A 26,621-nucleotide genomic window follows, 5' to 3' on the forward strand; every position below is an offset into this window, starting at 1 on the left:
CAAGTAAGAGCCGGATGCGTCCGGCGGCGAGCGGTCTTTTATGGACAGTTTTCGGCGGCGTAAAGCCGGATATGGTCATCTGACGAGATTCGGCAGCTCTTTCAGGAACATCGCCCGCGTCTTGGGTCCCTTGGGCGTGTCGGAACGTTCCGTATCGATTACCAGGCGGGCAAAGACGATCTTGCGAGCATCCTTCTGCGCCCAGCCGACAAACCAGCCAAGCGAGCGCTTGTCGACGTCGCCGAGCCCGGTCGTCCCGGTCTTGCCCTGCACCGTCCAATCGCCTGCTCGAAACGTCGGTATGATCGCATCGGTCATGGCGTGGGCCTTGTTCGAAACCGGCAGTTTTCGCGCCAGCAGCTTGCGCAGGAAATCGACCTGTTCGACCGGCGATATCTCGAGCGAAGAATTCACCCAGGAATGGGTGAGTCCATCATTCTTGCCGGGAGTTCCGGAAACGTCCGTGTTGCCATACTCGAATTTCGACACATAGCCGGCAAATTGTTTGCTGCCGAGCCGGCGCGTAATCTCGCGTGAGAACCATATGACCGAATCCCTTTCCCAGATCGTCGGGTCGACGGTCTTGCGGTCCCGTTTCGGCGCATTGAACTCTGCCTTGTACTCCCAGCTTGGCGTGTGCTCGTCGCTCAGGATTCCAGCATCGTAGCCGATCAGCGCCAGCGGAACCTTGAACGTGGAGGCGGGGCTGACGCGCTGATCGCAGGTCCCTTCGCGATACAGCGTCTCGCCGCCTGCGGCGTCGACGATCAGCGTGCATTCGACGTCCCCGAGAGGCGCCGATTGCGCACGGATCGGAAAACCCAACAGCCACGCCAGGACATAGAGAACCACGGCGAAAACGAAGGGAAGACGATCTATCCGGCGCATTTGGCAATCTCTCCTGAAGGGTGTCAGGAGCGGCTTAGCGAGGCGTCTTGTCTCGATTTTGTCTTAAATGCGCTGTGTCCGCGCAAGCTGCGGTTAACCCTACCAGATCGTAAAAGCGGTCCGGTTGTGCACCGAAGAGTTGCGGTCAACTGTCCAGCTCGCCAGGTTTTTTCCCGATCCGCCAGTACCGCCACGGCGCAAACCAGACATAGCGCTCAGCCAGGGTTTCGGGCACGCGGTCGATGCCATGCGTCCCTAACGGCCCGCAGCGCAGCACGCGAAAGAATCCCATCCAGCCGCCGGCCCATAGTCCATGCCGGGCGATCGCTTCGTGCGCGTATTCGGAACAGGTCGGCAGATGCCGGCAGGAATTGCCGACGAAGCCTGACAGCGTCAGCTGGTAGAAGCGGACGAGCGACGTGCCGAGGAGGCGGCCCGGCGTCTTGCGCCACGGGCCGGGCCAGTTGCGTCCTTGTCGAATCGGCCTGGCACCGTGCACATGCCGATGTTGGCCAACCACCGTAGTCTCCACATCACGTTTTCCAACACGATAGATGTGCGCATCGGGCCAGGAACGCAATGGCGTTCCGGCAACCCCGTCATGGCCTGGCACGGCGAGCCGGGCAGCGGTCGGGCGTCGGCTTCCGGCATACGGCGACGCTGGTCGGCGGTCTCTCCTCGCACCAATCCCTATGCGGTTTCTCGTCATGCCATTGAAACGTCGCGATCCGCACGACATCGACCAGAACGTTGAGAAACTGGATCATGGCAGCACTCCTTGAGCGCCGATTAGAGCGCCGCTGGCCTTGCCCTTCAAACGAGTATAACGTCCACGTCAGATAACTCTGAGTTATGCGAATGAAGCGCGGACACCTCCCCCTGACGGCGCTTAGAAGCTTCGAAGCAGCCGGTCGTCACCTCAGCTTCAGCCGTGCGGCCGAGGAGCTTTATGTCTCGCAGGCGGCGATCAGCCGCCAGATCCGCGAGCTCGAAACCTTCCTGCGCCAACCTTTGTTCTTCCGCCATCATCGCCGCGTCGAGTTGACCGACACCGGCCGGCGGCTGCTCGACCAGTTGGTCAGAAGTTTCGAGGGCATCGACAGGCTGCTTTCGGAATTGACGGCGGCCCAGACGCAGTCCGTGGTCCGTGTCAGCGTCGAACCATCGCTTGCATCCGAATGGCTGGTGCCGCGGCTCAACCGCTTTCGCGAGTTGCGACCCGATATCGACGTTTCCCTTGAGGTCGACCCGAGGTTGATAGAGTTTCGCAGCGATCAGCCCGAACTTGCCCTGCGCTTCAGTGCGCACGCCACCTCATGGCCACGCAGCGAAGCCGAACAGCTTGCCGCGGTCATCGATTCACCAGTCCTGTCGCCGGCGCTTCTTGCATCCGGCCCAGCTCTGGAAAAACCCATCGACCTTGGTCGCTACACATTGCTGCACGAAGAAAACCGTCAGGCTTGGGCGCGCTGGTTCGAAGCGGCCGGCGTGGCGGCTGAGGCCGTGCCTGCGCGCGGCCCGATGCTGGCGGATGCTTCGCTTTCGAAGCAGGCAGCCTTGCTTGGACATGGTGTCGCGCTGGGCGATCTTCTGCAGATCGGCGAAGAACTTGCGTCCGGCGCGCTGATCAAGCCTTTCGACATCGACGTCGCGTCCGGCGCCTATTGGCTGGTGGCCAGAAGGCTGAATGACCTTTCAGAGCAGGCCAGGGCTTTTGCCGATTGGGTCCGGGCGGAATTCGCCGAAAGCCGGCGTTTCCTTGCCAAGGCTTAAGCCGCCTCTTCCGCCCGCTTCTTCTCGATCTGGCCGATGGCGTCGACCACTGCGTCGAACGTCAGCATGGTCGAGGCGTGGCGCGCCTTATAGTCGCGCACCGGTTCCAAGTATTTCAGGTCGGCGAAGCGGCCTTCGGGCGGCGGGCCATTTTCCTTCAGCATCTTCAGCATCGTCTCGCGCACGCTGCGCAATTCTTCGGCGCTGGCGCCGACGACATGCTGCGCCATGATCGAAGAGGACGCCTGGCCAAGCGCACAGGCCTTCACGTCATGCGCGAAATCGGTGACGACGCCATGATCCATTTTCAGATCGACGGTCACCGTCGAGCCGCACAGCTTGGAATGTGCTCGTGCGGTTGCGTCGGGGCGGTCGAGCCGGCCGATCCGTGCGATGTTTCCAGCAAAACCCAGAATTTTCGCATTGTAGACATCGTCGATCATATTTTTCCAATCCGTCGCCGCCCAGCGAACAGTCATTGCCGCTCTGGCGTCTTCCTTTCGCTCGGCACGAACATATATAATGGCGGTAGTCGGGTATCGACAAGGCGACCACAAACCTCGTCGTGCCCAATTCTGTTCACGCCACTTACGGGCTGGAAACCGGGCGAGTTTCTGACACCCGAAAGGTCGTGGTCCGTTCAACTCGTTCCTCCTGAGGGAGGAACTACGGGAGACGCCTTTATGGACGCCGTTATCAAGAAACTTATGCCGCGGTCTGCCTATATGGAAAAGCCGGTCACCGACCGGCCGAGCGAGGCCGAAGTCGAAGCTGCTGTGCGCATCTTGCTGCGCTGGACCGGCGACAACCCTGACCGGGAGGGCCTGATCGACACGCCGAAGCGCGTCACCAAGGCATTCCGCGAAATGTTCAACGGTTATGATATGTGCCCAGCCGAGGAACTTGGCCGCACCTTCGAGGAAGTCGCCGGCTATGACGACCTCGTCCTCGTCAAGGACATATCCTTCCACTCGCATTGCGAGCATCACATGGTGCCGATCATCGGCAAGGCGCATGTCGGCTATCTGCCTGACGGCAAGGTTGTCGGCCTGTCCAAGATCGCCCGCGTCGTCGACATCTTCGCCCATCGCCTGCAGACCCAGGAAGCGATGACGGCGCAGATTGCCGGCGTCATCCAGGACGTCCTCAATCCGCGCGGCGTCGCCGTCATGCTCGAGGCCGAGCATATGTGCATGGCCATGCGCGGTATCCGCAAACAGGGCTCCACCACGCTGACCTCGACCTTCACCGGCGCCTTCAAGGATACACCCGAAGAGCAGGTCCGCTTCGTCACCATGGTGCGCGGCGGCGGAACTGATCAGACCCGCCCCACCTTCGTCAAATAAGGACCGGCGAATGTCGGCATTGGAATTCCCGAAAGCTCCCTCAGACAAGAAGGCGCTTGAGGAAGGCACGGTCCTTTCGCCGCGCTTCGATGCCGGCGGCCTCGTCACCGCCGTCGTCACCGATGCCGAAGACGGCATGCTGCTGATGGTCGCGCATATGAATGCCGAGGCGCTGGCGCTGACGCTCGAGACCGGCATCGCGCACTACTGGTCGCGTTCGCGCAACGCGCTGTGGAAGAAGGGCGAAACCTCGGGCAATGTCCAGCAGGTCGTCGAGATGCTCACGGATTGTGACCAGGACGCGATATGGTTGCGCGTCAAAGTGCTGGGTCATGAAGCAACTTGTCACACCGGCCGACGTTCATGCTTTTATCGGACGGTGGGGCTGAGCGATGGCAAAGGGACGCTTGCCAGCGACGGCAGCAAGCCGCTGTTCGATGCGGAAAAAACCTATCGAAAGCCCAATACACCATCAATATGAACCATTCGCAGCACTTCAGCCACGTGTATTCATGATTTCGATACGGCCCGCCTGTAGGATGACCGTGGGACAAGGGAGATTGTGATGCTCGAGTGGGCGTCATTGCGCAACAGACCTGACGTTCGGGAGGCGAATGGCCTCTCCTCGGCCGCGGGCGCATCCGAAACCAAATCTCCGGGCAAAACAGCGATTTCGCTGGCATTGGGCGGCGGCTGTGCGCGCGGCTGGGCGCATATCGGCGTGCTGCGCGCGCTTGACGAAGCCGGCATCGAAGTGTCGATGATCGCCGGCACCTCGATCGGCGCGCTGGTCGGCGGCTGCTATGTTGCCGGCAAGCTCGACGAGTTGGAAGAATTCGCCCGCAGCCTGACCAGGCGGCGCATTTTTGGCCTTCTCGACCTCAATCTACGCGGCAGCGGCCTGTTCGGTGGCATGAAGCTCGATGCGCGGCTGCGCGAGCACATAGCCGGCATCCGCTTCGAGGACCTGCCAAAACCGTTCGTCTGCGTCGCTTCGGAAATCCGCACCGGCCATGAGATATGGCTGTCGAGCGGCTCGTTGAGCACCGCCATGCGCGCCTCCTACGCGCTGCCCGGCGTGTTCGAGCCGGTCGCCTGCAATGGGCGTGTGCTGGTTGACGGCGCCTTGGTCAATCCGGTGCCGGTCTCGGTCTGCCGTGCCTACGAGCAGCCGCTCGTAGTTGCGGTGAACCTTCACTACGATCTGTTCGGCCGCGCCGCGGTGATCAAGCACAATGCCGGCGAGTTGGTCATTGAGAAAGACGCGCCAAGAGGTGGCCACGCCGATCCCGAACGCAAGTCGCGCGAGACGCGGCTCGGCATTACCGGCGTCATGGTCGAGGCCTTCAACATCATTCAGGATCGCATTTCGCGCGCCAGGCTGGCCGGCGACCCGCCGGACATATCGCTGCAGCCGAAGCTCAGCCATATCGGCCTGACCGAATTCCACCGCGCCGACGAAGCAATCCGCATCGGCTACCAGACAACGATGGCGCAGATCGGCGACCTGACCCGGCTGCAGACCGTCCTCGCTTAGGCAGAGCGGTCAGCGAGCTCTCAGGCAAGCGCCGCGTCGACGATACGAAATTGCACCGTGCGGTTGCCGTTCCAGTGGTTGCCCGACAGCGAGCCGGCTACATGCACCGGCTTACCCCTGTTCTTGAACAGGAATTCGCCGAGCGCCGTATCGACGGCGCGAAAGGCGATCGCCTGGATGCGGCCGCCGCTTTCCGACTGCAGGTCGGCGCGGATGTGGTTGGTGCCGACCGCCCGCGCATCGACAAGCCGGTGGCGCGGCAGCGCGAACACCGGCGCGACATGCCCTGCGCCGAACGGCCCTGCCCTCTCAAGTGCATCGAGCAGCGCGAGCGTCGCGCCCTCGGCGGCAAGCGCACCGTCGATCGCCAGGCTCTCCTCGCCTTGCAGGCGGAACACGTCCACCGCCGCGCGCTCTTCGAAGAAAGCCCTGAGTTCACCGAGCTTCGCCCGCTCGACAGTGATGCCTGCCGCCATTCCGTGACCGCCACCCTTGAGGATCAGCCCGGCATCGGCAGCCTCGCGCACCAGCCGGCCGAGGTCGAAGCCAGACACTGAACGGCCTGAACCGGTACCGACACCATTGGCGTTGAAGGCGATGGCAAATGCCGGCCGGCGCGCATGGTCCTTGAGCCGCGAGGCAAGCAGGCCGACAATGCCCGGGTGCCAGTTGCTGCTGGCTGTGACGACGATGGCCGGACCATTGCCGCCGGCAAGCTCGGCGTCGGCCTCTGAGCGCGCCGCGGCCAGCATCTGCTGCTCCATCGACTGCCGCTCCTGGTTGAGTCGATCCAGCGTCTCGGCGATGGTGCGGGCTTCGACCGGGTCGTCGGTTGCAAGCAGGCGGCTGCCAAGTGCTGCGTCGCCGATGCGCCCGCCGGCGTTGATGCGCGGACCGATCAGAAAGGCCAGATGGAACGTGCTGATTGGCTCGCCTATACGCGACACCCGCGCCAACGCCGCCAGCCCTTCGTTTCTCTGCTGCCGCGCCACCTGCAGCCCCTTGACCACGAAGGCGCGGTTGACGCCGGTGAGCGGCACCACGTCGCAGACTGTGCCCAGCGCAACCAGGTCGAGCAGGGCAAGCAGGTCCGGCGGTGCGGCATCTGGCAAGCGGCCGCGCAGGATCTTCGCGGTCTGCACCAGGCAAAGGAAGACGACGCCGGCGGCACAAAGATGACCCTGGCCGGAAAGGTCGTCCTCGCGATTTGGGTTGACGACCGCAGCGGCCGCCGGCAACGGCCCGCCGACCTGATGGTGATCGAGCACCACGACGTCGGCGCCGGCGGCCTTTGCGGCGTCGATGGAAGCAGCACTGTTGGTGCCGCAATCGACGGTGACGATCAGCGTCGCGCCGCGCGAGACGAGGTCGCGCATCGCTTCCGGATTGGGGCCGTAGCCCTCAAAGGTGCGGTCCGGTATGTAGATCTCCGACGCCACCGAGAAATGCGCGAGAAAGCGCTTGAGCAGCGCCGACGAGGCGGCGCCGTCGACATCGTAGTCGCCAAAGATCGCTACCTTTTCCCTGGCCATCACCGCTCGGGCGATGCGAGAGGCGGCCTTGTCCATGTCGGTCAGCGATGCCGGGTCGGGCAGCAGGTTGCGGATGGTCGGATCGAGAAACCGCTCGGTCTGCTCGGCGGTGACGCCGCGCCCGGCCAGCACGCGCGCCACGATGTCGGGTACGCCATAACCTTGCGCGATGGCGAGCGCGGCCATGTCCTGGCGCTCGGTCAGCCGGTGTTCCCAGGAAACGCCGGTGGCCGATTGCCTGACATCGAGGAAAAAGCGTCTTTCCCCCGTCACGTGATGCGCCGTCTGCAATTTGTCATTGCGCACAATATGCAACGGCTAACTGAGTCGAAATCAAAACTTTTCCAGATCCTGGTGCCTGGCTTTGATTTCGCGCACGGTCCGCGATGACGAGCGCAGCACGATCGTGTGCGTGGTGATGAAATTGCGGCCGAACTTGACGCCGGCCAGCAAATTGCCGTCGGTGACGCCGGTCGCGGCAAACAGCACGTCGCCGCGTGCCATGTCTTGCGTGTGGTAGATCCGTCTGGGGTCGGAGATGCCCATCTTGGCGGCGCGCGTCAGCTTTTCCGGCGTATCGAGGATCAACCTGCCCTGCATCTGGCCACCGGTGCAGCGCAAGGCGGCAGCTGCGAGCACGCCTTCGGGCGCGCCTCCGGTGCCGAGATAGATGTCGATGCCGGTCTCGTCAGGGTCGGTGGTATGGATGACCCCGGCGACATCACCGTCGCCGATCAGACGGATCGCGGCGCCGGTCGCCCGCACGGCTTCGATCAACGCGCCATGGCGTGGCCGGTCGAGAATACAGGCGGTGATCTCCGCCGCCGGCACACGCTTGGCCCTGGCCAAGCTGGCGATGTTTTCGGCCGGCGAGGCATCGATGTCGATGATGCCGTCGGAATAGCCCGGGCCGATGGCGATCTTGTCCATATAGACGTCCGGCGCGAACAAAAGGCTGCCTTTTTCGGCAATGGCGATAACGGCCAATGCGTTGGGCAGGTTCTTGGCGCAGATCGTCGTGCCTTGGAGCGGATCGAGTGCGATGTCGACAGCCGGACCTTTGCCGGTACCGACTTCCTCGCCGATATAAAGCATCGGCGCCTCGTCGCGCTCGCCTTCGCCGATCACCACCGTGCCGTTGACGGCAAGACGGTTGAGCTCCTGCCGCATGGCATCGACCGCAACCTGGTCGGCGGCCTTCTCGTCGCCGCGTCCGCGCAATCTGGCGGCCGCGACCGCTGCGCGTTCGGTGACGCGCACCACTTCCATGGTCAGTATCCGGTCGAGGCCGGCGACAATGTTCTGGGCCACATTCATCGATGGACAATCCTCGTTGGCACTTTGTTTTCATGCATGTCGTCGTCCCAAAACCGCCGCACACTTTTGGGCGACATGCATTAGCCTCCCGCCAGAGACGCGCTCGTTGTGTCAAAGCCCCGTGACAACAGCAAGACCTGCGCCGGGCCTTTTTGAAAGCGCAGCAATATCAATCGATTGAAGGCAAATAAGGAGACTTCTATCCGGCCCGCTCGATGCGGATGACTTGCGGCTTGTCGGTCAGAAGGCTGTCCCTGGTGATGCCGTCAACGGCCTTGCGAACCGCCGCCTCGGTAGTCTCGTGGGTGACCAGGATGACGGTCTTCTGTGCCTCGGTTTCCGGCCCGGCGGCATGCTGCACAATCGATTCCAGCGAAATGTCGTTGTCGGCCATGCGCTTGGCTATTGCCGCGAAGACGCCGAGGCGGTCGTGCACGGTCAGCCGGATGAAATAACCCCCGGCATGGCTGCGCATCTGCGCCTTCTTGTAGGGCTTGAGCTCCTTCGCCGGCCGGCCGAAAACCGGACCATGCTGGAAGCCAGGCCGGCTTTTAGCGATGTCGGCAATGTCGCCGATCACCGCCGATGCGGTGGCGTTGCCGCCGGCACCGGGGCCGGAGAGCAGCAATTCGCCGAGGATGTCGGTCTCGATGGCCACCGCATTGGTGACGCCGTGCACCTGCGCGATGACCGAGGCCGTCGGCACCATGGTCGGATGCACGCGCTGCTCGATGCCGCTTTCGGTGCGTTGGGCGACGCCAAGCAGCTTGATCCGGTAGCCGAGATCGCCGGCCGCGCGGATGTCGGCCTGGCTGATGTTGGAGATGCCTTCCATGTAGATATCGTTGGCGGCGATCTTCGTGCCGAAGGCAAGGCTGGTCAGGATCGACAGCTTGTGTGCGGTGTCGTGGCCCTCGATGTCGAAGGTCGGGTCGGCTTCGGCATAGCCCAACCGTTGCGCATCCTTCAGGCAGGCATCAAAGGACAGGCCCTCGGCTTCCATGCGCGTCAAAATATAATTGCAGGTACCGTTGAGGATGCCGAAAACGCGGGTCACCGAATTGCCGGCCATCGCCTCGCGCATCGTCTTGATGACCGGAATGCCGCCTGCCACCGCCGCTTCGTAGTTGAGCAGCACACCCCTCTTTTCTGCGATCTCGGCCAGTGAGACGCCGTGCTTGGCAAGCAACGCCTTGTTTGCGGTGACGACATGTCGGCCGGCCTCGAGCGCCGCTTTGACGGACGAGCGTGACGGGCCTTCGTCGCCGCCGATCAGCTCGACGAAGACATCTATCTCGGCGGTGTGCGCCATCTTGACGGCATCGTCGAACCACTGTGCTGTGCCAAGATCAACGCCGCGGTCGCGTTTGGGATCGCGGGCCGAAACCGCCGACACGACGATGTCGCGCCCGCACTGCCGCGTCAGTTCGGCCGCTTTGTCGCGCAGCACGCGGGCCACCGACGCACCGACGGTGCCGAGGCCGGCAATTCCAACACGCAACGCTTCAGCCATGTCCGGCGACGCCCCTCAACAATTCGGTCGATGTGTATAAGATCAGCGATGCGCGGCGAGCGGTACGACATTATTCGGCTGCTTGGCGCTGGATGCGAGGAAGCGCTTGATGTTGCGCGCCGCTTGCCGGATCCGATGCTCGTTTTCGACCAGCGCGATGCGCACGTGATCGTCGCCATGCTCGCCGAAGCCGACGCCCGGCGCCACGGCGACGTCGGCGTGCTCGATCAGGAGCTTGGAGAATTCAAGCGAGCCAAGGTGCTTGAACGGCTCCGGGATCGGCGCCCAGGCGAACATCGATGCCGCCGGTGCGGGAATGGTCCAGCCGGCACGGCTGAACGAGTCGACCATGACATCGCGGCGTTTGCGGTAGACGTCGCGCACTTCGGCGATGTCGGCGCCGTCGCCGTTCAGTGCATGCGCCGCCGCCACCTGGATCGGCGTGAAGGCGCCGTAGTCGAGATAGGATTTCACCCGCGTCAGCGCCGAGATCAGCCGTTCATTGCCCACCGCAAAACCCATGCGCCAGCCCGGCATCGAAAAGGTCTTCGACATCGAGGTGAATTCGACCGCGACATCGATCGCGCCCGGCACCTGCAGCACCGAGGGCGGTGGATTGCCGTCGAAATAGATTTCCGAATAGGCAAGGTCCGACAGGATGATGATGTCGTTCTTCCTGGCGAAGGCCACCACCTCCTTATAAAAATCGAGCGAAGCGACCAGTGCCGTCGGGTTGGACGGATAATTGAGGATCAGAGCCAGCGGCTTCGGGATCGAATGGCGGATGCCGCGCTCCAGGGCCGGGATAAAGCCGTCGTCCGGCTCGACCTGCAGCGAGCGGATGACGCCGCCCGACATAATGAAGCCGAAGGCGTGGATCGGATAGGTCGGATTGGGGCACAGGATCACGTCGCCGGGGGCGGTGATCGCCTGCGCCATATTGGCGAAGCCCTCCTTCGAGCCGAGCGTCGCCACCACCTGGCTGTCCGGGTCGAGCTTCACGCCGAAGCGGCGGGCATAGTAGTTGGCCTGTGCACGGCGCAGACCCGGAATGCCGCGCGACGACGAATATCGGTGCGTGCGCGGATCGCGCACCACCTCGCATAATTTGTCGACGATGGCCTTGGGCGTCGGCAGGTCCGGATTGCCCATGCCAAGGTCGATGATGTCGGCGCCGCGCGAACGGGCGCTGGCCTTCAGCCGGTTGACCTGTTCGAAGACATAGGGCGGAAGCCGGCGGACCTTGTGAAATTCTTCCATGGCAGTTCCAGACAGTGAGGTTGCGGTCGCGCGTATAAGCTTATTTGCAACTAGGGTCGAGAGCGGGGTCGCATTTGCCTTCGATCTGCTTCAGCGCCTCGGCGCCGTGTTTTTTTGCCAGCTGGTCCAGCGCTGCCTGGTCCGCAACCTTGACGCCGCCGCCCTTGGCGGCCTGGCTCTGCTTCTCGGCCTTCAGTTGGGCGAGCTTGGCGTTCTTTTCCTCGTCGGTGAATTGCTCGGCCGCCACCTGCGGCCGGATGTTCAGGTTCGGATAGGAACCGGTGTCCTTCGCGCCGACAAGGCCGGTGGCGGGCGCCGCACCTTCCATGTTGCTGCTCGTGCAACCGGCCATCGTCAACATGACGAGCGCCATGCGGCAAAAACGACCAGTGCCGGAAAAAACGTTCTTGCCAATATTAATCGTCATATTGTTTTCCTGGCGGCCGGGTTAGAGCACATTGGACCCTGTTCGATATCCCATGGTAATATGTCAACAAAACGCTTCGGGAGGAACCCCGCGAACCATGGCCAAAACACCCGATTCGGGCAAAGCGGAAGATGACCAACCTTCGACCGTCGAGCAATATCTGGTGAAGGACCCGGAACGCTTCGCTCTGAACATGGCCCGCATGATCGAGCAGGCCGGCAAAGCCGCCTCGGCATGGGCCGAGCCGCGGGAAAAGGGCGAGGTACGCGATCACGTCGCCGAGCCGGTCGTCGACATGGTGAAGACGTTCTCCAAGCTCACCGAGTACTGGCTCTCCGACCCGCAGCGCGCGCTGGAGGCGCAAACGCGGCTGTTTTCCGGCTACATGACCGTCTGGGCCAATGCTGTCCAGCGCGTCGGCGCCGGCGCCGAGGACGCCGAGGATGCGGTCAAGCCCGAGCGCGGCGACAAGCGTTTCCAGGACCCGGAATGGGGCCGCAACGCCTTCTTCGATTTCCTCAAACAGGCGTATCTGGTCACCTCGCGCTGGGCGGCCGAACTGGTCGAGCACGCCGACGGCCTAGACGAGCATACCCGCCACAAGGCCGGCTTTTATGTCAAGCAGGTGTCCAATGCCATCTCGCCGTCGAATTTCATCCTGACCAATCCGGAATTGTTTCGCGAGACTGTCGCCTCGAACGGCGAAAACCTGGTGCGCGGCATGAAGATGCTCGCCGAGGACATCGCCGCGGGCAAGGGTGACCTGAAGCTGCGGCAGGCAGATTATTCGCCCTTCGAGATCGGCAAGAATCTCGCCGCCACGCCGGGTAAGGTGGTCGGCCGCAGCGACGTCGCCGAAATCCTGCAATACGAGCCGACTACCGACACCGTGCTCAAACGGCCGCTGCTGATCTGCCCGCCATGGATCAACAAGTACTACATCCTCGACCTCAACCCGCAAAAATCCTTCATTCGCTGGGCCGTCGAGCAAGGCCACACCGTGTTCGTAATCTCCTGGATCAACCCGGACGAGCGGCACGGCGCCAAGAGTTGGGAGGCCTATATCAGGGAGGGCCTGCAATACGGCCTCGACACTATCGAGAAGGCCACCGGCGAAAGGCAAGTCAACGCCATCGGCTATTGCGTCGGCGGAACGCTTCTGGCGGCGGCCCTGGCGCTGATGGCGCAGGAAGGCGACCACCGCATCAAATCCGCCACCTTCTTCACCACCCAGGTCGATTTCACCCATGCCGGCGATCTAAAAGTGTTCGTCGACGAGGAGCAGGTCGCGGCCGTCGAAAAGGCGATGAACGAGAAAGGCTATCTCGACGGCACCAAGATGGCGACTGCCTTCAACATGCTGCGCTCGGGCGACCTGATCTGGCCCTATGTCGTCAACAACTACATGCGCGGCAAGGATCCCCTGCCTTTCGACCTGCTCTACTGGAATGCCGATTCGACCCGCATGGGCGCTGCCAACCATTCCTTCTATTTGCGCAATTGCTATCTCGAGAACAGGCTCTCGCAAGGCATGATGGAACTGGCGGGCCGCACGGTTTCGCTGAAGGACGTTACCATTCCGGTCTACAACCTCGCCTCTAAGGAGGACCACATCGCGCCGGCGCTGTCGGTATTCCTCGGCTCGAAATATTTCGGCGGCGAGGTCGACTACGTCATGGCCGGCTCCGGCCACATCGCCGGGGTCGTCAATCCGCCGGCGGCGCAGAAATATCAATACTGGACCAGCGGCAAGCCGGCCGGCGACTTTGACCAATGGCTCGCCGGGGCCACAGCCCACCCCGGTTCCTGGTGGCCGCACTGGCAACGCTGGATCGAAGCCAAGGACAATACCCGCGTTCCGGCCCGCAAACCGGGCGAGCACATGCAAGTTCTAGGCGAAGCCCCCGGCACCTATGTCAAGGTGCGCGTGTAACCATCTGTAATGTGTGGTGAGTTGACGCGCCGCCAAAAGCGGGCGAAATGGTGCCGTCAACCCTGAGCAGCCTTGATTCATCCTCTAGCCGCCAAATTACTTTGAGGCTTGCAGATTTGACACAGGTCTCGTTTCCGGTTCGGGGAACAAGGGTCATTTCGACGAGACGTTTCGGCGCCGCGCCAATGACGAACCGGTCGGATATCGAGGGGGAATTTTGTTTTGAGATCAGCAGGATCGCGCCTCGCGAAGGGAGAAAGCCGCGCCATTGTGGCGGCACTTTTCTCGATGCTCCTGGCGTCCTGCACCTCGGCCGGCGACCCGACCATGTCGGTCGGCATGCCAGGCTACAATACCTCGGCTACCGAAATCAGCACGGCCGCCGGTGCGCCCCAGGCCAGCACGGCCGCATCATCGTCGCAGATGACAACCACACAAATGACGATGAATGCCGACGGTGACGCCAACCTTCCCGAGCACGTCGCCTATGTGCCAGTAGCCAAGCCAGGGGCCAAGCCCGATGCCGGCTTCCCGATCGCCGTTCCAACGGCAGCGGAGACGATCGCGGGACACACGCCGCAGCCGCTGCAACCAAACGCCCAGAGGGCCGAACAGGCCGTGGCACAGAACAGTGCTGATGCATCGAAGCCCGACGCCAAGGCCGCCGCGGCGGCGAGGAACAACCCGGTCTATGTGACCGCCGGCGAGATGCCGCAGCCACAGGCCTACGCACCGAAGAAAAACTTCCTGGCCTCGCTGTTCAGCGCCACCCCCGCTTCGGCAGCATCGCCGGCCAACAGCAGATCGGGCGGGCAGGCAGCGGTCGTGCAGGCCAAGGCGACGCCTGCGACAAAACCCACCGTTACCCTGGCCTCAGCCAATCCGGCTGAAAAGCCGGTGCAGTTGGTGTCGACGGGCGATACCAGCCACTTCACGGCCGATGCGCTGCCGGGCGTGCGCCAGACGGCGCTGTTCGAGATCAAGCGCAAATCCGGCCTCGACGATGAGAGCGACGTCGATCTCAACGAAGACGAAGGTTCGGGTGGCGCCTACCAGGTCGCCTCCGCCGCCGGCCTCGCCAGGCTGGCGCCCAACGGCCTCCTGAAACAGAACGAAAGCGTCGATGTCGCCTGCTTGAAGCCGTCGCTGGTTCGCGTGCTGAAGACGATCGAAGGCCATTACGGCCGCAAGATGACGGTCACCTCCGGCTATCGCGATCCGGCCCGCAACCGCCGCGCCAACGGCGCCAAGAATTCGCTGCACATGTACTGCGCCGCCGCCGACATCCAGGTCCCCGGCGTCTCGAAATGGGAACTGGCGAGCTATATCCGCACCATGCCGGGCCGCGGCGGCGTCGGCACCTACTGCCACACCGAATCCGTCCATGTCGATGTCGGCCCCGAGCGCGACTGGAACTGGCGTTGCCGCAGGCGCGGTTAGGGAGAGGTTCTTCGGCCACTGCGAAGTTCGCTCGGCGACGCTACATCATGCCGCAAAACCAGCTTGGCTGTCGGAAAGACGCGGTTTGGAGCCAAAGGAAAAAAGTTGTCGCAGCCGGCGGCAGACGGGTTGCCGGTTTGCCGCGACGCAACTATAAGCGCTCACATCTGAGCGCGCCCATCGTCTAGCGGTCAGGACACCGCCCTTTCACGGCGGTAACAGGGGTTCGATTCCCCTTGGGCGTACCAGAAAAATCAAGCGCTTAGCAAAAAACTCCCCTATCCCATCCAATGTTTGGCCGATTTCCTTTCAGGAAGCTCGGCCGAATCGCTCCTGTTTGATTTTCAAGAGTTTCCTGCGACTATCGACCGGTGCGCGCGGTCTGGAACGCAACGTGAGAAGGATATTGAGGTGAGCGACGACGACACAACCAACAACCCGCCGCCAGTTACCATGTCGGCAGCGTATAACAAAGCCATGGCAGAAAACAGACCAATCCACTTATCGGTCAAAGACGTCGATGTCCTCGTTTCTACGGTTCTTACGCTGCAGAGCGCTGTGTTCCGCTTGATCAGTGCCCAACTCTTTCACCAGCAGGACCCCGAAAAAACCAGAACCTATGCCGTTTCGGCTGAGCAGGCAGCGACCAATTCGAACAAACTGATTCTAGCATTCTTGAAGCGTCTCGACGAGAGCGTACGGGCTGAGGAGGCCAAGCAATGAGTGCGCTAACAAACTTGGACGACGCGCGCCGTGCTCGCGAGGAAGCGTCAACAGCTGTGTCATCCTTGAAAACCGGCGGTGGCGACGGTACATCTGGAGAGATGGAAGCGCGCGTAAAGGCCCTTGAGGACAAGTTCGACAAGATCGACTCTAAGCTCACCACTATTGGCAACGACATTTCCTACCTCAAAGGGAAATCCGAAGGACTTCCTACCGCTATCGCTTTTGGTGAGTTGAAGGGCCGGGTCGATAGTCTCCCCACGACCGCGAAAATGGCTGGACTAATTGGTATTGCAGTCGGATTAGCTACCATCATCACGAAATGGGTTGAGATCAAAGCCGCCCTTGGGATCTAGGAAAATAGCTCGTCCCGCAGGCTATGAGGTTCTCCGGGCGTTCTTCTTGCGTTCCGGGGTCTTCCTGCGACTCCTCCGTCGGTTGTGATATTTGCACTTGTGAAATTAGCACAGGATGATGCCGGCAGAAATCGAACCAGGCCGGTCTACGCCCGCAGTCCCCTCGCCTCGCCGCCGCGCTTGCGCGGAGGAACCATCATGTCCCTGGCAAGCAGGCCGCTCACCCGGCAAAAGGCCATGAAGGCCCGCCATGCGTCTTCGGTCTCGACGATGTCCACCGTGGCGCCAAAACAGGCATTGAACGCAGCCTGGTAGGTTGGCCCCTTCCGGCGAACCGGCCACGTTTGCAGGAAATCGAGCGCCTGCTCGACACTGTAGATTTCCTCGACCGGCTGGCTGGGCACAGGCGCGATACGCACCGGCACCGCAAATTGCAGTCTGTCCATTCGACCTCTCCCGAACCGACACCCCCGCAGCAACATCGTTCGGCATAAAAAGTTGCCGGGCGGCTTCATGCTTGGGCCGACTTCTCGCCTAGAAATGTGTCGTCACTGCGGTAGCCAAATGAACCGGTCGGGAGCATGGGCAGCTACAGGCAAGGAGAGTGCCCCAAAGACCTGAATATCGCCGGTCTTCGGTCGTCGCCGGCAGTTCGTCCTTGAACCTTGCGCCTTCCAGTGCCAAATCTGGGGAGATTTCTCTGGCGGGGGCTCATCCAGCCCTCGCATCCCTGCAAGACGGATAAAAATGGTCACCTATCTCGACGCCGCCACGGCACCGCTCAGAAACACCGGCCAGATCCGTCTTTACGACGAGGAAGGCTTTATCGGCATGCGCAAGGCTTGCGATCTCACCGCGCGCTGCCTCGACGAACTGGTGTCGATGGTGGCGCCCGGCGTCACCACCGAAGCGATCGATCGCTTCGTCTTCGAGTTCGGCATGGACCATGGCGCGCTTCCGGCGACACTCAACTACCGCGGCTACACGAAATCATCCTGCACCTCGATCAACCACGTCGTCTGTCACGGCATACCCGACAGCAAGCCGTTGAAGGATGGCGATATCGTCAATATCGACGTCACCTATATACTCGACGGCTGGCATGGCGACTCCTCGCGCATGTATCCGGTGGGCACGATCAAGCGTGCCGCGGAGCGGCTGCTCGAAGTCACGTATGAGTGTCTGATGCGCGGCATCGCGGCAATCAAGCCGGGCGCCCGCACCGGCGCCATCGGCGCCGCCATCCAGACCTATGCCGAAGCCGAGCGTTGCTCGGTGGTGCGCGATTTCTGCGGCCACGGCGTTGGCCGGCTGTTTCACGACGCGCCGAACATCCTGCATTACGGCAGCGCCAGCGAAGGCGTCGAGATGCGGCCGGGCATGATCTTCACCGTCGAGCCGATGATCAATCTCGGCCGGCCGCATGTGAAAGTGCTGTCGGACGGCTGGACCGCGGTGACGCGTGACCGTTCGCTTTCGGCGCAGTACGAACACACGATCGGCGTCACCGAAACCGGCTGCGAGATCTTCACGCTGTCGCCAAAAAACCTCGACCGCCCCGGCCTGCGGGCCTAGTGTCTGGCAGATCGGGCGTTACCTTGCCCGGCAAATGCTGGGTGGCAGCCATGAACGGTGACGACGACGAGCGGGCCTTCTTTCCCGAAAGGCCTATGCGATCGCCTGCGAAGGCGGTGGCCGCCGACAAGTCGCATTATCTCGGCCATCGCGACCGCTTGCGCGAGCGCTTCGCCGCCAGTCCCAACACCCTCCCCGACTACGAACTGCTCGAGCTTCTTTTGTTCCGGCTGATCCCGCGCGCCGACACCAAGCCGGTCGCCAAGGCCTTGCTGTCACGCTTCGGTACATTGGCCGAGGTCCTCGGCGCGCCCGTCGAGCGCCTGCAGGAAGTGAAGGGCATCGGCCCGGCGGTGGCGCTCGACCTCAAGGTGGTTGCGGCAACGGCGCAGCGCATGGCGCGCGGCGAGATCGCCGGCCGCGAGCTGTTGTCGACCTGGACGCAGGTTCTCGAATACTGTCGGTCGGTGATGGCCTTCGAGGAGCGCGAGCAGTTCCGCATCCTGTTCCTCGACAAGAAAAACGCGCTGATCGCCGACGAAGTGCAGCAGGTCGGCACCGTCGACCACACACCGGTCTATCCGCGCGAGGTGGTCAGGCGCGCCTTAGAGCTCTCTGCCACGGCGATCATTCTGGCGCATAATCATCCGTCGGGAGACCCGACGCCGTCGCGCGCCGACATAGAGATGACCAAGCTGATCATAGAGACGGCCAAACCGCTTGGCATTGCTGTTCACGACCACATCATCATCGGCAGGAAAGGCCACTCCAGCATGAAGGGCCTGCTGCTGATCTGAGGTTTGGCGTTATTTTCAGCTTTGTCCGCTATGCGCCTATGTACCGCAACGTCAAGGCGGTCGTTCGATAAATTCTGGCGCCGAGGCTCAGCTGGCCGTGCGCAGGCGCCGCGATCGGACAAATGTCTTAAGTCCCTCGGAGTCGAACGGGTGGCCGAAGGCATAACCCTGCAATATGTCGCAGCCCAGGCCCTTGAGTAGCCGTGCGTGCTGCATCGTCTCGACGCCTTCCGCCACGACCTCGATACCCAGCGATTTGCCGATTTCGATGATCGACGAGACAACCTGCCTTCTCTGCGGCGATTTGACGATTGGGGTGACCAGCTGCCGATCTATCTTCAGCCGGCGCGGCTGCAACTTCAGCAAACTGACCATCGAAGCGTAACCGGTACCGAAATCGTCTATTTCGACGTCAATCCCCAGTTCTTTTATTTGCTCGATGTTCCACGTGACGAGATCGTCGTTCTCGTCCAGGAAAATCGACTCAACAAGCTCGAACGAAACCGTTCCTTTCTTGATATCTTGTTCTCGCAGGCTCTTGATAAGCTCCTCGTCTTGAAGGCGCCTCGCCGAGACATTGACCGACACCCGTGGAATGTTAAGTTTTGCAGCGGACCACCCTTCGAAATCCGAAAGCGATTGCTTCAATATGGCTTGGTCGATGATCGAGACGACGTTCAGTTCTTCCGCAATCCTCAGGAAGATGTCGGGCGCCAAAATACCCTTTACTGGATGTTGCCATCTCGCCAGCGCCTCAACCCCAACGATTTCGAGCGTCTTTGCGTCAAATTGGGGCTGGTAGAACGGGATGAACTCGTTGCGCTCGAGGCCGCCGAGAATTTCGTCGGCAATCCGTTTTGTATCGACGATTTCGCTTTGCATCGCGTCAGTGAAGAATTCGTATCGATTGCGCCCACGGCTCTTTGCTCGGTAAAGCGCGATATCTGCGTTCACCAGCAGGTGTTTGGCTTCGACATCTTTTCCGTTGTCGACAGCTATACCCACGCTGACGCCAAAACGGCACCGGTGGCCCTGATAATAGACGGGCTCGCGCATCTGGCTGATGACCCGATCGGCAAGCAGCGCCAGTTGCTTGGTATCGTCGCGTACCACGCACAGAACGATGAATTCGTCTCCTCCGATGCGGGCGACGAATCCTTCGTCGCCGACCTTCGATCTGAGGACTGTCGACGCGTGAACCAGCATCGCGTCACCGGCGGCGTGGCCCAGCGTATCGTTGATGTGCTTGAACCGATCCAGATCGATGTGAAGCAGTGCCGCACGCCCGCCTGAGCGCCTGGCGTTTGCCGCGTAGTCTTCCAGTACCTGGTCGAGGTAACGCCGGTTGGGCAAGCCGGTCAGCGAGTCATGAAGCGCAATGTGCTCTATGCGCGCCTTGGCCGACTCGAGTTCTGCATTTTTCGACTCCGACAGCTGTTTTGCGCGAACCAGATCCTTGTTCAGCAGGACGTCGACAGTCACGTCCCATTCCGCGCCGATCATTTTTGGGGTGTCGTTTGTGGCCCGGTAAAGGATCGCCTTGGACCGGACATGACGGATCTCGCCATTCGGGCGCACAATCCGGTACTCCGACAAATATGGTCGTCCGCTGGCCACCGCCGTATCGAAATCTGCGTTGGCGCCAGCCAGATCATCTGGATGGATCGCTCCCGCCCAGTCTGTGTAGCCCCGGTGCTCCCCCGCTGGTTTGCCATATATTTCATTGACGCGATCATCCCATGTAAGCTCGTTGGTCGCGAGATCATGTTCCCAAACCCCGATAGCCGAAGCTTCCAGAGCGAGTTCAAGGCGTCGTGACAATCGGCGCAATTCCGCATAATTGCGCTGTCTTTCGCCTATCAGACGACCAGTGACCAGGAAGGGGAACACAACCAAGGCCCCGGCCGTCGCCATGATCGCGCGCAACAACCATGCGTTACTTGGCGTCGAAGGCCAGCCGTTCTTGGGAATGGCAGCGAGCTGCCACGAGCCGGAAGGAAGCAAAACGTCAGCCGTCACCGGATCGCTTTTGCTGATCTCCTCATTGCCGTAGAATTGACCACCTCGGTGACCGAGGGCGTCCCTGCCGATCAGCGCGATGTCGATCCCGAGATCGTCGTCAAGCATGCCGCTCGCTTTGTAAAGGCGCTGCACGTCGACAACGGCTGAAATAATGCCCCAGAACCTTTCCGTGTTGCCCGCGCTCGGCACGAAAACCGGAAAGCGGCCGATGAAGCCTTGTCCTCCCTGCTTCAGCTCGACGGGACCGGCAAGCACCAGCTTGCGTTCGTCTCGCGCCCTTAGCGCAGCCGCACGCTGCCGCTCGTTCTTGCGGTAGTCCAGGCCCATCGCCTGCTCGTTACCCTCCATCGGGTACATCAGGGAAACGACCAGATCGGGCGCGCCGGCAATATTGTTCAATTGCGAGTCGGCGCCAAACAGATTGCTCGCCAGCGAGGCGAAGCGTTGCTGTCCCATATAAGGCTCGGTCACGACCGCGGCGACCAATCCACGCACGAGTTGAAGGTTTCCGTTGATATTGCCTTCGAGCTTGGCGCGGATGAGATTGACCTTGGTCAGCACGTCCGCACGGACGGCCTGGTCCGAGACGACTTTGTTCTGGTGCTCCGCGAACGCTGCGCTGATAAGTATGACGACAAGCGCGATCGCCGCCGGAATATTTGCCGACGAAAAGACGACTTCCTTGATGCCGCCGAACTTAGCGCGGAAAAAAGCCAATAGGCGATTCCTCAAGTGCCATTTCAGGTTCCCGGGTCGACCCGATGAGGAAACATTAGCTTTCAATGTTTAATGTCACCTTCACGCTCCTTAGAGCTTTGCGCTTTCCGACCCGTTGCTGATGCTGCAGGCCCGAGCGGTTGGAGCCAGCTGCCGACTTCCACTGACATGGTCCCACTGATTGAGTTGAGATGCGCTGGCGCCGGCGATCCTTCGGAAGATCGAGGAGCGCGAGCGATTGCAAACTTCGACGCTCCGACCCGAGTACTCAGGAGCGTCGACCTGGACTAGTGCCCCTCGATCGCCTTGGGAGACACAAGGTATGGTATCTTGCCGATGCTGCGCTTCGTCGCGCCAATGGAATAGGCCATCGGTATCTTGGGAGAGTTCTCTGGCAGGCCGTACATATCCTTGCCGGCCCGCACGGCAAATGAGAAGTGCTGCCACGAAACAGTGTCATGCTCATTGAGAAAATCGAGCGTCAGACCAGCTGAAATCAGCGCATTCACCACGTCACTGATCGGGTGGATCCATTCATAATAGCGAGGATGCTTCAAGATGCGGTCATCGCCGGTGTAGGTCAGTTCCTCGTTCCAGGCGAGCGGTCGAGCTATCGGCGTTCGCCAGTCGTGCTTCAATTCCAGGGCCGCGGCCTTTCGATCGCACTGAAACATCAATGGATGGCCCTCGGCCATGTAGAGACGGCCGCCGGGTCTCAGGAGGTCGGCAACCACCCGCGCCCAACGGAAAACGTCGTCCAGCCAGTTTACCGAGCCCCATGTAACGTAAGCGATGTCAAAGGTCCGACCGAGCGCTTCCACCGCTTCGAACAGTGGCGCTTCCACGAAGCGCACGTCGGTGCCTGCCTTCGCAGCAAAATCCCGCGCCGCCGCGATCGCCGCCGGTGAAAAGTCGAGCCCCGTCACACTGCCTGCGCCGAGATTCTTCAGGCTGATCGTGTCGAGGCCGATGTGACACTGCAGGTGGACGATATCCTTGCCGGCAATATCGCCGACCTCGCGCGTTTCCAGCTCATAGAGATTGGATCCGCCGGCCAGCACATTCTCGATGTGGTAGCTGCCCGTTGTGTCGGTCGAGTGCAGTTCGGCCCGATCATCCCAATTAAGGCGGTTCGCACCCAAAAACCGTTCCAAATTCCCCCCACCCCTGACTGACGCATGGTAAACAAGTCGTTAAACTACCTTTGCAGCGAAAGTATCGCGCGTCAATCCGGACCGGGCGGCGGCAGTGTGCCACCGTTCGCGGACACCATAGCTTCTGGAACGCTTGCCGCAGATCAAAGGCTTCTGGCGCAGTCGCCGCGCTTGGCAATAAGACCCTGCAGGCGCACCTGACGCCATCCTCGTGGTCTGCATGTGGATTGTCGGTTCCTCAGCCCGGCACAGCCACCATCGCGACATTTCGGGAGAGTTCGTTTGTGGGGGCACCTGCGCCCGCCGTGCCGTTCGTGAGTGCTCGGTAGAGTGCCACATAATCGCTGCACATGCGCTCGACCGTGAACCGCTTCTCGAACGTCTGCCGCACTCGTGCGCGATCGAGGCTGTCTATCCGCTGGAGCGCGCCCACAGCTTCCTCGACGGTATCCACGATCCATCCGGACACACCGTCATCGATGATCTCCGGGACGGCGCCACGCCGGAACGCAACCACCGGCGTACCGCAGGCCATTGCTTCGATCGTTACGAGCCCGAAGGGTTCCGGCCAGTCGATTGGGAACAAAAGCGCTTTCGCATTGCCCAGAAAATCCGCCTTTTGCCGCTCATCGATTTCGCCAATGAACTCCACGTTCGAATGCCGCAGCACTTGCGGCCCGACCCTTTCCTTCCAGAACGACTGGTCCACCTTGTCGATCTTGGCGGCGATCTTCAGGGGAAACCCGGCCCGCGCTGCTATCTCTATGGCCGCTTCCGGCCCCTTTTCCGGCGAGATGCGACCGAGAAACGCAAGATAGCCAGAGGTGTTCGGGTGGAATGGCAGAAGATCGCGGGGCAGGCCATGATGCACGGTTCCAATCCAATTGACTGGCGGCACGGGCCGGCGCTGGTCGAAGGAAATCGAGACCAGGGGAACGTCGTCGAACATAGCATAAAGCTGCGCCAGATCGGGCAGGTCGAGCCTGCCGTGAAGCGTGGTAACCGTTCGCCTGGCAAAATCCCGAATGATGGGGAAGTGCAGAACATCGACGTGGAAATGCAAAACGTCGAATTCATCGGCTCGCCGGCGCACCCGTTCAAGCATCATAACGTGGTGCGGACCACCGTCCTGGACCCTGGGATTCAGGCGCAGCGCGACGTCGCAACACGGCACCAGCTCGGCTGAGGTACGAGAATCGGCGCTGGCGAACAACGTCACCTCGTGGCCCTGTCGGACAAGTTCTTCGGTCAGATACGAAACAATTCGCTCGGTTCCACCGTAGGTTCGGGGCGGCACGGATTCGGTTAGCGGCGCGATCTGGGCTATTTTCATTTAGAAAATCTTTTCGGCGGCGACCGCCGTCTTTCAAGCAAGCTTCGGCGGCAACCAAGACAAGCGAGAGCTTCTCGCTGCGAAGTATTCTATGCAGAGCGTATTTATAGTTGTGCCGTCCGTGCTCCTCCCGTGCAAGCAGGTTGCCCTTATTCAACTCCTCTGGATCCAAGAACTGCGATCCATAAGAAATGTTTCACCGGCTCGATAAAAAGACAGAATGAGCTACGCGCCGCCGCCCCGCCGCCCCCTGACAGGCAGCTTTGGATTGCTCGATCACCACCAAGTGATCCAGGCGTGCCGGTGCCGAATGGAACATAAAGCCCGGAATTCAGTTAGATAGCCGGATTTGGCTGGAGTACCGCCAGATGCGGAATTCCAGCTGGGCAGGGCACTACCGTGACACGGAGTGAGCGGCTTCGGGCGCATCTCGCCGAACTCAGGCACCACCTTGCCGAACTCGGGAGCCATAAACGCTCCCTATGGAGGATGCCATGAACCAGTGGACAAACGCCAGGCTCTGTGACGTAGCCAACCTGATCCTTGGGGCAATTCTGTTCTTCTCTCCCTGGATCTTCACGTTTGCGGCAGGCCCGCAGACGCAGAACGCCCTCGGCAGCGGAATCTTGATCGTCGTGCTGTCAGTTGCCGCCCTCGCAGCATTTGCCGTGTGGGAAGAGTGGGTAAACCTGGTCGTCGGACTGTGGGTTCTCGTATCGCCCTGGGTGCTTGGATTCCAGGCGACCACGGCAATGACCGTGCATGTCGTGATCGGCATTCTGGTCGCCGTGCTTGCGGCTATCGAGCTCTGGATGATGTACCAGAACCCGCCGACCCAGTCGGCCGCCTAGCAGGCGCAGCCAGCCAGCGCCCTTTTTGGGCCTGACAGATCGATCGGTCGTCTGCCGGCCTCTCGGCAACAGCCGCCGGAGGCCGGGTAGGTGGTTGTCTGGACGAGAACCAAGAAGGAGGCGCATCATGGTCGGTGACAATCCGCGTTCGACGGCCAGGATTGCAGGACATCCTATTCATCCGATGCTGGTGCTGTTTCCGATCGCCTGCTTCGTCGGCACCCTGCTGACGGATCTGGCCTACTGGCGAACAGCGGAGATGATGTGGGCTGACTTCTCCGCTTGGCTGGTTACCGTCGGCGTGATCATGGGCTGCCTTGCAGCGATCGCGGGGCTGATCGATTTCCTGGCCAATCCGCTGGTAAGGGCACAGCCCCCCGCCTGGCCGCACGTGCTCGGCAATCTGCTGGCGCTGGCGTTGTCCATCATCAACATGCTCGTGCACACTCGCGATGCATGGACCTCCATCGTTCCCACCGGCTTGATCCTCTCGGCGGTTGTCGTGCTCATCCTTATCTTTACCGGTTGGCTGGGCTGGTCCATGGTTTACCGGCATCACGTCGGAGTGGCGGATTGATACGCGCAGCAAGCTCCATCAGTCAGACCAGGCGCATCACGGTGTCCGTGCTCATTTGCACTGCGGCGATCACTCTTGCAGCGTGCAGCGGCAACGACCCGGACCCCAGCAGTCAGATAGGGCCGAATCCAAAACTGCCGGAGCCGGTCCAATATTTCTTCCCGCCCATGCATCTCGCTTCCGTGGTCGGATGGAAGAACGACGAAAAGCCGACAGTCGCGCAGGGGCTGCAGATCCAGGCTTTTGCCCACGGCCTGCAGCATCCCCGGTCGCTTTATGTGCTGCCCAACGGCGACGTCCTGGTGGTCGAGTCCAAGGCGCCTGGTGGCGAACCGATCAAACGGCCCAAGGATTTGGTGATGGGCTGGATCGAATCCTGGGTCACCTCGGGCGGCGACAGCGGCCCAAGCAACCGCATTACGCTGCTGCGCGACGCCGACGGCGATGGCAAGCCGGAGCTGACCAGCGTCTTCCTCGACCACCTCAACTCGCCCTTCGGCGTGGCGCTGGTGGGAAGCGATCTCTACGTCGCCAATACCGATTCCATCGTCCGCTATCCCTACAACACTGGTGACACAAAGATCACCGCGCCCGGAACGCCGCTCACCGCCCTGCCCGGCGGCCCGATCGACCACCATTGGACGAAGAGCCTGGTGGCAAGCCCCGACGGCTCACTGCTCTATGTCGGCGTCGGCTCGAACAGCAACGTCGCCGAAAACGGCATTGAGGCGGAGAAGAACCGCGCCGCCATCTGGCAGGTAGACAGGGCCACCGGCCGGTCGCGCATTTTCGCTAGCGGTTTGCGCAATCCAAACGGCCTGAGCTGGGAGCCGCAGACCGGGGCGCTCTGGGCCGTGATCAATGAGCGCGACGAGCTCGGCCCCAATCTCGTGCCGGATTATCTGACGTCGGTAAAGGATGGCGGCTTCTACGGATGGCCATACAGCTATTATGGCCAGCATCTCGATCCCCGCGTCATGCCCCAGCGTCCGGACCTGGTCGCGAAAGCGATCGTTCCGGACTATGCGCTGAGTTCCCACGTCGCCCCTCTGGGACTGGCCTTCTATACGGCAAACAGCCTCCCCGAGGCATATCGCGGCGGCGCTTTCGTTGGCGAACACGGCAGCTGGAACCGCACGCGCTTCAACGGCTACAAGGTGGTGTTCGTACCATTCAGCGGCGGCCATCCTAGCGGCGTCGCTACCGACGTGGTGACCGACTTCCTGGACAAGGACAACAAGGCGCGCGGCCGGCCTGTCGGCCTGGCTGTCGACAAGACCGGGGCCCTGCTCATCGCCGACGACGTCGGCAACACAGTTTGGCGGGTGACATCTGCCGGCCAATAAAGTGGCCCCGCTCCCTTCGTCGAGCTGTCGGTCGAGCAGGTGAAAGCGATCCCGGCGATCGCCGTTCCGGTGGTTCTGCCAGGCGCATTCGGTGTGCTCGCCATTGCCTGCCGCTGTCACCGCCGAACCGAAGGACCGCCAGCGCCGCGAAATGGTATTTTTGCCCTTCCCACAGCCGGCTCTAGAATTTTCATCGCAAATCAA

At 61.5% G+C, this 26,621-nt stretch carries 26 protein-coding genes and 1 tRNA gene; 14 read left to right on the forward strand and 13 right to left on the reverse strand.

All coding sequences use genetic code 11. The annotated features are described in order from the left end of the window. Positions 1 to 75: 75 nt before the first annotated feature. The 3 genes from blaOXA to NKJ72_RS24405 form a co-directional block, all read right to left on the reverse strand. Positions 76 to 888 (reverse strand): class D beta-lactamase, encoded by an 813-nt coding sequence (gene blaOXA / locus NKJ72_RS24395; RefSeq protein ID WP_352479754.1) that lies wholly within the window; start codon positions 886 to 888, stop codon positions 76 to 78. A 145-nt stretch (positions 889 to 1,033) separates the two neighbouring features. Further along, a complete protein-coding gene (gene yidD / locus NKJ72_RS24400; RefSeq protein WP_352479809.1) occupies positions 1,034 to 1,408 on the reverse strand; it encodes a membrane protein insertion efficiency factor YidD in 375 nt (124 codons plus the stop codon). A 79-nt stretch (positions 1,409 to 1,487) separates the two neighbouring features. Next, the gene (locus NKJ72_RS24405) at positions 1,488 to 1,655 is read right to left on the reverse strand and encodes a hypothetical protein (RefSeq protein ID WP_352479755.1); all 168 of its coding nucleotides are present in this window, start codon (positions 1,653 to 1,655) and stop codon (positions 1,488 to 1,490) included. A 91-nt stretch (positions 1,656 to 1,746) separates the two neighbouring features. Between NKJ72_RS24405 and NKJ72_RS24410 the strand changes: the two genes are divergently transcribed. Further along, positions 1,747 to 2,661, forward strand: a complete 915-nt coding sequence (locus tag NKJ72_RS24410) for a LysR substrate-binding domain-containing protein (RefSeq protein WP_352479756.1) — start codon at positions 1,747 to 1,749, stop codon at positions 2,659 to 2,661. Here the strand turns inward: NKJ72_RS24410 and NKJ72_RS24415 are convergent. Next, complete coding sequence (locus NKJ72_RS24415) at positions 2,658 to 3,104, reverse strand: iron-sulfur cluster assembly scaffold protein (RefSeq protein ID WP_352479757.1); 447 nt, start codon at positions 3,102 to 3,104, stop codon at positions 2,658 to 2,660. The genes NKJ72_RS24410 and NKJ72_RS24415 overlap by 4 nt on opposite strands. 240 nt (positions 3,105 to 3,344) lie before the next feature. Between NKJ72_RS24415 and folE the strand changes: the two genes are divergently transcribed. The 3 genes from folE (at position 3,345) to NKJ72_RS24430 (ending at position 5,544) form a co-directional block, all read left to right on the forward strand. After that, positions 3,345 to 4,007, forward strand: a complete 663-nt coding sequence (gene folE, locus NKJ72_RS24420; protein WP_254818364.1) for a GTP cyclohydrolase I FolE — start codon at positions 3,345 to 3,347, stop codon at positions 4,005 to 4,007. A gap of 10 nt (positions 4,008 to 4,017) precedes the next feature. Beyond that, positions 4,018 to 4,488: a phosphoribosyl-AMP cyclohydrolase gene (gene hisI, locus NKJ72_RS24425; protein ID WP_352479758.1), complete on the forward strand. Its 471-nt coding sequence runs from the start codon at positions 4,018 to 4,020 to the stop codon at positions 4,486 to 4,488. 84 nt (positions 4,489 to 4,572) lie between these two features. Then, positions 4,573 to 5,544, forward strand: coding sequence for a patatin family protein (locus NKJ72_RS24430; protein WP_352479759.1), 972 nt, complete (start codon positions 4,573 to 4,575; stop codon positions 5,542 to 5,544). Positions 5,545 to 5,564: 20 nt separating this feature from the next. Here the strand turns inward: NKJ72_RS24430 and recJ are convergent, their stop codons facing one another. The 5 genes from recJ to NKJ72_RS24455 all read right to left on the reverse strand — a co-directional run bounded on the left by recJ (position 5,565) and on the right by NKJ72_RS24455 (position 11,593). Continuing rightward, entirely contained in the window at positions 5,565 to 7,349 is a 1,785-nt protein-coding gene (gene recJ, locus NKJ72_RS24435; protein WP_352479760.1) for a single-stranded-DNA-specific exonuclease RecJ, read from the reverse strand. Between the two features lie 60 nt (positions 7,350 to 7,409). Beyond that, the gene (glpX, locus tag NKJ72_RS24440; protein ID WP_352479761.1) at positions 7,410 to 8,393 is read right to left on the reverse strand and encodes a class II fructose-bisphosphatase; all 984 of its coding nucleotides are present in this window, start codon (positions 8,391 to 8,393) and stop codon (positions 7,410 to 7,412) included. A gap of 199 nt (positions 8,394 to 8,592) precedes the next feature. Then, positions 8,593 to 9,906 carry a homoserine dehydrogenase gene (locus tag NKJ72_RS24445; protein WP_352479762.1) on the reverse strand — a complete coding sequence of 438 codons (1,314 nt, stop codon included), beginning with the start codon at positions 9,904 to 9,906 and terminating at the stop codon, positions 8,593 to 8,595. Between the two features lie 42 nt (positions 9,907 to 9,948). Further along, positions 9,949 to 11,166, reverse strand: coding sequence for an LL-diaminopimelate aminotransferase (locus NKJ72_RS24450; RefSeq protein WP_254818358.1), 1,218 nt, complete (start codon positions 11,164 to 11,166; stop codon positions 9,949 to 9,951). 40 nt (positions 11,167 to 11,206) lie between these two features. Beyond that, entirely contained in the window at positions 11,207 to 11,593 is a 387-nt protein-coding gene (locus tag NKJ72_RS24455; protein ID WP_254818357.1) for a hypothetical protein, read from the reverse strand. A gap of 97 nt (positions 11,594 to 11,690) precedes the next feature. Between NKJ72_RS24455 and phaC the strand changes: the two genes are divergently transcribed. The 5 genes from phaC (at position 11,691) to NKJ72_RS24480 (ending at position 16,045) form a co-directional block, all read left to right on the forward strand. Then, positions 11,691 to 13,526, forward strand: a complete 1,836-nt coding sequence (gene phaC / locus NKJ72_RS24460; RefSeq protein ID WP_352479763.1) for a class I poly(R)-hydroxyalkanoic acid synthase — start codon at positions 11,691 to 11,693, stop codon at positions 13,524 to 13,526. 327 nt (positions 13,527 to 13,853) lie between these two features. Continuing rightward, on the forward strand, positions 13,854 to 14,966 hold the full coding sequence (locus NKJ72_RS24465) for a YcbK family protein (RefSeq protein ID WP_352479810.1): 1,113 nt from the start codon (positions 13,854 to 13,856) through the stop codon (positions 14,964 to 14,966). Positions 14,967 to 15,139: 173 nt separating this feature from the next. Further along, a tRNA-Glu gene (locus NKJ72_RS24470) sits at positions 15,140 to 15,214 on the forward strand. A gap of 163 nt (positions 15,215 to 15,377) precedes the next feature. Next, complete coding sequence (locus NKJ72_RS24475; RefSeq protein WP_352479764.1) at positions 15,378 to 15,689, forward strand: hypothetical protein; 312 nt, start codon at positions 15,378 to 15,380, stop codon at positions 15,687 to 15,689. Continuing rightward, positions 15,686 to 16,045 carry a hypothetical protein gene (locus NKJ72_RS24480; protein ID WP_352479765.1) on the forward strand — a complete coding sequence of 120 codons (360 nt, stop codon included), beginning with the start codon at positions 15,686 to 15,688 and terminating at the stop codon, positions 16,043 to 16,045. The genes NKJ72_RS24475 and NKJ72_RS24480 overlap by 4 nt, the downstream gene beginning before the upstream one ends. Positions 16,046 to 16,191: 146 nt before the next feature. Here NKJ72_RS24480 and NKJ72_RS24485 read toward each other — a convergent pair whose 3' ends face one another. After that, positions 16,192 to 16,491 carry a DUF982 domain-containing protein gene (locus NKJ72_RS24485; protein WP_254818355.1) on the reverse strand — a complete coding sequence of 100 codons (300 nt, stop codon included), beginning with the start codon at positions 16,489 to 16,491 and terminating at the stop codon, positions 16,192 to 16,194. A 301-nt stretch (positions 16,492 to 16,792) separates the two neighbouring features. Here NKJ72_RS24485 and map point away from each other — a divergent pair, with 301 nt between their 5' ends. Next, positions 16,793 to 17,620, forward strand: a complete 828-nt coding sequence (gene map / locus NKJ72_RS24490; RefSeq protein WP_254818354.1) for a type I methionyl aminopeptidase — start codon at positions 16,793 to 16,795, stop codon at positions 17,618 to 17,620. A 50-nt stretch (positions 17,621 to 17,670) separates the two neighbouring features. Beyond that, a complete protein-coding gene (radC, locus tag NKJ72_RS24495) occupies positions 17,671 to 18,417 on the forward strand; it encodes a RadC family protein (RefSeq protein WP_352479766.1) in 747 nt (248 codons plus the stop codon). A gap of 87 nt (positions 18,418 to 18,504) precedes the next feature. Here radC and NKJ72_RS24500 read toward each other — a convergent pair whose 3' ends face one another. From NKJ72_RS24500 to NKJ72_RS24510, 3 genes are all read right to left on the reverse strand, one after another. Next, the gene (locus NKJ72_RS24500) at positions 18,505 to 21,084 is read right to left on the reverse strand and encodes a bifunctional diguanylate cyclase/phosphodiesterase (protein WP_352479811.1); all 2,580 of its coding nucleotides are present in this window, start codon (positions 21,082 to 21,084) and stop codon (positions 18,505 to 18,507) included. Between the two features lie 359 nt (positions 21,085 to 21,443). Then, the gene (locus NKJ72_RS24505; protein WP_352479767.1) at positions 21,444 to 22,298 is read right to left on the reverse strand and encodes a class I SAM-dependent methyltransferase; all 855 of its coding nucleotides are present in this window, start codon (positions 22,296 to 22,298) and stop codon (positions 21,444 to 21,446) included. A 250-nt stretch (positions 22,299 to 22,548) separates the two neighbouring features. Then, positions 22,549 to 23,643, reverse strand: a complete 1,095-nt coding sequence (locus NKJ72_RS24510) for a glycosyltransferase family 4 protein (protein ID WP_352479768.1) — start codon at positions 23,641 to 23,643, stop codon at positions 22,549 to 22,551. 494 nt (positions 23,644 to 24,137) lie between these two features. On the opposite strand from NKJ72_RS24510, the gene NKJ72_RS24515 reads away from it, so the two are divergent. The 3 genes from NKJ72_RS24515 (at position 24,138) to NKJ72_RS24525 (ending at position 26,417) form a co-directional block, all read left to right on the forward strand. Next, positions 24,138 to 24,494 (forward strand): SPW repeat protein, encoded by a 357-nt coding sequence (locus NKJ72_RS24515; RefSeq protein ID WP_254818350.1) that lies wholly within the window; start codon positions 24,138 to 24,140, stop codon positions 24,492 to 24,494. 127 nt (positions 24,495 to 24,621) lie between these two features. Then, positions 24,622 to 25,071, forward strand: coding sequence for a DUF2231 domain-containing protein (locus NKJ72_RS24520; protein ID WP_352479769.1), 450 nt, complete (start codon positions 24,622 to 24,624; stop codon positions 25,069 to 25,071). Between the two features lie 68 nt (positions 25,072 to 25,139). Continuing rightward, positions 25,140 to 26,417 (forward strand): PQQ-dependent sugar dehydrogenase, encoded by a 1,278-nt coding sequence (locus tag NKJ72_RS24525; RefSeq protein WP_502895572.1) that lies wholly within the window; start codon positions 25,140 to 25,142, stop codon positions 26,415 to 26,417. Positions 26,418 to 26,621 lie beyond the last annotated feature (204 nt).

The organism is Mesorhizobium sp. M0045 (genome assembly GCF_040323385.1).
GTDB lineage: Bacteria > Pseudomonadota > Alphaproteobacteria > Rhizobiales > Rhizobiaceae > Mesorhizobium.